This window comes from Mucilaginibacter sp. P4_G9 (genome assembly GCF_056400985.1).
Map to the genome: position 1 here is coordinate 1 of NZ_JBFUKF010000426.1, position 4,216 is coordinate 4,216.

General features: G+C 41.0%; 5 protein-coding genes. 1 reads left to right on the plus strand and 4 read right to left on the minus strand.

All coding sequences use genetic code 11. The annotated features are described in order from the left end of the window. Positions 1-47 precede the first annotated feature (47 nt). Positions 48-1,145 carry a DNA-processing protein DprA gene (gene dprA / locus AC1DPZ_RS23060; RefSeq protein WP_477407862.1) on the plus strand — a complete coding sequence of 366 codons (1,098 nt, stop codon included), beginning with the start codon at positions 48-50 and terminating at the stop codon, positions 1,143-1,145. Between the two features lie 154 nt (positions 1,146-1,299). On the opposite strand, the gene AC1DPZ_RS23065 is transcribed toward dprA, so the two are convergent. The 4 genes from AC1DPZ_RS23065 to rfaE2 form a co-directional block, all read right to left on the minus strand. Then, positions 1,300-1,776 (minus strand): SixA phosphatase family protein, encoded by a 477-nt coding sequence (locus AC1DPZ_RS23065; protein ID WP_477407864.1) that lies wholly within the window; start codon positions 1,774-1,776, stop codon positions 1,300-1,302. 84 nt (positions 1,777-1,860) lie between these two features. After that, positions 1,861-2,547 carry a porin family protein gene (locus AC1DPZ_RS23070; protein WP_477407866.1) on the minus strand — a complete coding sequence of 229 codons (687 nt, stop codon included), beginning with the start codon at positions 2,545-2,547 and terminating at the stop codon, positions 1,861-1,863. Between the two features lie 60 nt (positions 2,548-2,607). Continuing rightward, positions 2,608-3,573: a glycosyltransferase family 9 protein gene (locus AC1DPZ_RS23075; RefSeq protein WP_477407868.1), complete on the minus strand. Its 966-nt coding sequence runs from the start codon at positions 3,571-3,573 to the stop codon at positions 2,608-2,610. Positions 3,574-3,586: 13 nt separating this feature from the next. Continuing rightward, positions 3,587-4,090 (minus strand): D-glycero-beta-D-manno-heptose 1-phosphate adenylyltransferase, encoded by a 504-nt coding sequence (rfaE2, locus tag AC1DPZ_RS23080; RefSeq protein ID WP_477407870.1) that lies wholly within the window; start codon positions 4,088-4,090, stop codon positions 3,587-3,589. Between the last annotated feature and the right edge of the window lie 126 nt (positions 4,091-4,216).

Sequence of the window (4,216 nt, forward strand, 5' to 3'; positions counted from 1 at the left end):
TCTGTACTTAATCTGCACATCTGAAATTAGAAATCTGCACATTTAAAATGTCTTTACTTTATAATACCGCTTTATCATTTGTTAAAAATTTAGGTCCGGTGGCGGCTAAGTCATTGATGGCTTATTTGGGGAGTGCTGACGCGGTTTTTAAATCTTCGCCCRCCAAAATGAGCACTATACCGGGCATTGGCGAAAAAAGAGCCGGTCAGTGGGATTTTGATGAAGCGCTGAGATTGGCCGAAAAGGAACTCAATTTTGTAGATAAACAAGGAATAGAACTGATATTTTATACCGATGCAAGGTATCCTAAACGCTTAAAAAATTGTGCCGATTCGCCTATACTATTGTATGCTAAAGGGAAAATGGACCTGAACCCGCCGCAGGTGATCAGCATAGTGGGTACCCGGAATGCCACTGATTATGGCCGCCAATTGTGCCGCCAGCTTATTGAGGAGTTGCAACAATACAATGTATTAATAGTAAGCGGCCTTGCTTTGGGCATTGACGTGACCGCACATAGGGAATGCTTGCGGTTAAATGTGCCTACAGTAGGTGTGCTGGGGCATGGGCTGGACAGGTTGTACCCCAGCCAAAACCGGGGAACCGCCGATAAAATGCTGGAAAATGGCGGTTTATTAACCGAATATCCATCTGGAACAGTGCCCGACAGGGAGAATTTTCCGCAGCGAAACCGTATTGTAGCCGGTATGGCTGATGCTACGGTGGTGATTGAGGCAAGTTTAAAAGGAGGCGCGTTGATAACTGCCGAAATTGCCAATTCCTATAACAGGGATGTGTTTGCCTTTCCAGGCAGGCTGGATGATGTTTATTCGGAGGGTTGTAACTTCCTCATTCGCAATAACAAAGCAGCGTTGCTTACCTGCATGGCCGATCTGGCTTTCAGCCTCGGTTGGGAAAAGGCCGACAATACCAAACCCGTTGAACAGTTTATGTTACCGTTGGATCTGTCAGCTGATGAACGCTTTATTTTTGATATTTTACAGGAAAATAAAATGCCTTTAGCTATAGACGAACTTACCATAAAAGCCAATATGCCTATGAGCATTCTGGCCATGAACCTGCTGAATATGGAAATGCAGGGGTATATCAGATCGTTACCGGGGAAAACTTATAGGGTGAATTAGTGAGTAGGTCTAAGTCTTAAGTCCGAAGTCTAAAGATCAAAACTGGGGCTGCTTAATACGTTATATAGAGTCTATTAATTAATTGCAAATTGATTAAATAATATTGAAAATCAATCTGTTAGCTTTAAGCTTTGTGCATCCTGCTTTTAGCTTCTTATCCCTTAGGTGAATCAAAAAAGCTTAAATGTCCATCTTCTTCGCTGATGGATTGCCAGCTATCGTTATCAAAGGTGATGAGGGCTACCGCACAGGTAGGCATTTCGCGAATTTGGCTTGTGAGGTAGTGCAGGACCTGGCTGATGCCGGGGTTATGACCTACAATTCCAATAAAATCATACTTATTTGGCAAGTCGTTAATTACTTTTATCCAGGTTTTTTCGCCGGCTTCATAGATCCTTTTATCGGTACCTGCTTTGGGTAATTGCAGGTGTTTGGTAAAAATATCAGCTGTTGTTTGTGTACGTAACGCCGGACTGGTGATAATGGCCTGTGGACTAATTGATTGCCCTTTTATAATTGATGCCATCAGTTCTGCATCGTCCTTGCCCGATTGTTTTAATGGTCGTTCAAAGTCAACATAACCGGCTTCGTGGGTTGCTTTTGCGTGGCGAATCAGGAGTAGCTTTTTCATGGTTTAAATAAAAAAGGGGCTTATATCTCTTTTTTAAAATTAAGTATATAATGATACATTTTGTTTCTCTATCTGCTCAAAAAATTAAAAAATAAATCCCACTGAAGCGCCACAAACACGGGTTTTAAATTTGTTGCCCAAAGCATCGGGGGCTATGTTTGATAATCCGAGGTCGTAACTTAAATTAAAAAGCAGGCCTCCTTTTAATTTAATACCCGCTATAGCATCGGCTCCATACTCGTCAGACCGGATATCGCCATTATCGCCAAACGTAATTTTATCACTTGATGAAATCATCGTATGCGTACCATTATTGTTGTTATCGGCCGATAATTTCTTTTTTCCATACACACCCATACCCACAAAAGGACCTGCACCAATATAAAACTCGCCAACCACAAATGGAACGTGATATACAATATTTAAAGGCACCTGTACATAGTATAAATTGTATTTGGTGGTAACCTCGCTTTTTGAACCATTTGGAAATGTGCCTGTAAAGCCATTAAATGTACCGCCTTTACCGGTAAAGTTAACAGCAGGTTGTAATGAGAAATGACCAAGTTTAACATCAATAAAAACACCCACATTAAATGAGGTAACCGAACCCGAATTAGCATAAACATTTGATCCGGCAATCATATTAGCCGCAGTTCCTGACGAAGTAAGCGTTGCAAAATTTGCACCGCCTTTTATACCGATGACTGGCAATTGTGCAAAAGTTGCTATTGATGAGGTAGTTAATAATAGCAAGGACGATAGTTTTTTCAATAACTTATAGTGTTAGGTAAGGGTAAAACAAATATAAGCAAATTTGACAATCAGGAATCACTACTTGTTTACAAACTCAATAATCCCATCCACAGGCATATCATTCATGCATTTAAAATGCCCGAGCGGGCATTTCTCCAACCCAAATTTGGAGCACGGACGACAATCCAAATCAATGCCTGCAACCAGTACGTCCTCAACCATATAGGGTTGCACGCCCAGTAATTCCGGTACAGTGCCGCCCCAAACAGATACTATGGGTTTATTAAAAGCCTCGGCAATGTGGGTGAGGCCGGTATCAAAACCAATGATACTTTCGGCTTTTGACACCAGGAAAACAGATTCATCAAGCGAGGTTATGCCGCAGGCATTATAAACAGAAGCGCCTATTGCTTCAGCAATAACATCGCCATTAGCTTTAACATCGTTACCGCCTAACAATACAACCGGTAGTTTAAGCTGACTGCAAATACTGATAATTTTTTCATTTGGCATCCGCTTGGTAAAATGTGTTGCCCCTATGACGAACGCGATGTAGCTGTTTTGGTGCGATGCCGGCAGTAATTTATTAAGCTGATGTCCGGCTTTGACGTAGTAATCAATGGGTTGGTTGTCATTAACAACTCCTAAAGGTTTCGCTGCTTCCAGGTAACGGTCAACCAAATGGGTAGGAGGTATCAGCTTTAGTTTAAATTTTAAACTAAGCCACTTTTTAATGGGCTGCTTTTTATAGGTGGTTGATTTTATGCCAGTGCGTAGTTTTATAATAGTGGTGCGCAGGTTATTATGTAAATCAACAATATGATCGTATTGCTCTGCCTTTATCTCGTTGATGGTATCAGTAAGCGAGGGTTTTAGTAGCAACAGTTTATCTACATAGGGATTGCTATCATAGATATATTTAAAGGCAGGTTTGGTTAAAAAGTGCACTTCGGCATTGGGGACCTGTTTTTTTAGGCAGCGCACAACTGGGGTAGTATAAATAATATCGCCCATTGAGCTAAAACGGATCACCAGTATCTTCATGTTGATATGCTTATCAGGTAATCTGGTTCCTGATTTTATTAATTATAGAAGTAGATGAATAGCCCTCCACAAAATTAATGGTTTTTACCTCGCCGCCATTGGCTATCACTTCCTTTGCGCCAACTATGTTGTCAATAGAATAATCAGCACCTTTTACCAAATAATCAGGTAGTAAAGTGCTGATTAGGTTCAGTGGGGTATCCTCCTCAAATACTACAATTGCATCTACAAAAAATAGGGCGGCCAGGATGGCAGCTCGGCTACTCTCGTCATTAACGGGCCTGTCTTCGCCCTTTATTCTTCTAACCGAACTATCTGCATTAAGCCCGATGATGAGTTTATCACCCAGTTCGGCTGCTTTTGCCAGGTAAGTTATATGGCCGATATGCAAAAGGTCGAAAACGCCATTGGTAAAAACCACTTTTTTACCTTCAATTGCCCAGCTTTGCCGCTTCATCTTAAGTGAAGATAAATCGCTGATCTTATCGGTAAGTGTTTTTTCTAAATCGATTCTCATTAAATTTTTTTTGTAGAGACGCATATTTGCGTCTTATTTAACATATCAAACGGGAAACACAAATATTGCGTCTCTATTGATTTTTTAATCAAACAAGTCATCAACTGCCTGGCACATAATATGGCC

Coding starts and splice junctions, on each gene's coding strand:
- AC1DPZ_RS23065 (WP_477407864.1), bottom strand. CDS start 1,776: ATGAAAAAGCTACTCCTGATTCGCCACGCAAAAGCAACCCACGAAGCC.
- AC1DPZ_RS23075 (WP_477407868.1), bottom strand. CDS start 3,573: ATGAAGATACTGGTGATCCGTTTTAGCTCAATGGGCGATATTATTTAT.
- rfaE2 (WP_477407870.1), bottom strand. CDS start 4,090: ATGAGAATCGATTTAGAAAAAACACTTACCGATAAGATCAGCGATTTA.